Here is a 591-nt window from a genome sequence, read left to right as displayed (position 1 = left end):
GACGTGACCCCTTTGTTTTTGAAACACTCTTTCAAAATATGAAACAGGAAAGGCGAGGGAATTATCTCACAGATCGCCGCGAATTTTCGCGCGCGGCTTTAGCAAAGCTCTCTTATTTCTTTACCCATCCCCTCCTTCATATCCCCCCTCCTTCTTCAATCCCACTCAATGAATGTCGTGGGGCCTCGCCGATAGGCGCGATATAAAGTTCTGGAGGGGAGTCCAGAGGGGAACCTCTTCCAAGAGGTTCCCCTCTGGCCGCCGGAGGCATCCCACATCCCATACCCCAGACGACAGCCGTGTCATCACGCTGTCGCGCGCACCTGCCGAAGGCACATAAAAAGTTTAGGAAAAGAGAGAGATAGGGGGTCTGGGGGAAAGGGAGAGAAAAGCCCTTTTCAAAGGGTTTGTCTCTCCCTTTCCCCCAGTCGCCGAAGGCATACCTCGACAAGCTGCCGGAGGCAGGGCTTGACCGGGTGGGTGGTTATTGGACACAAAAATACCATGTCGGCACTCCAAGGCTTAATCTGGTAACAGTACCAGTAAAAGTGAAGCTCAAAGGAGGCCGACATGGCTAGGATTAAAATATCA

At 52.1% G+C, this 591-nt stretch carries 1 protein-coding gene; it reads left to right on the top strand.

Translation table 11 applies throughout. The features are described 5' to 3' along the window. Nucleotides 1-206: hypothetical protein (locus tag GO013_RS17100; RefSeq protein ID WP_203529703.1), on the top strand; the 206-nt coding region annotated here is incomplete at its 5' end. Nucleotides 207-591 lie beyond the last annotated feature (385 nt).

Origin of the sequence: Pseudodesulfovibrio sp. JC047, assembly GCF_010468615.1 — a bacterium.
Taxonomy (GTDB): Bacteria; Desulfobacterota; Desulfovibrionia; order Desulfovibrionales; family Desulfovibrionaceae; genus Pseudodesulfovibrio.
The sequence above is the reverse complement of the archived record's forward strand: the minus strand, read 5'-3'. Positions and strand labels throughout refer to the sequence as shown.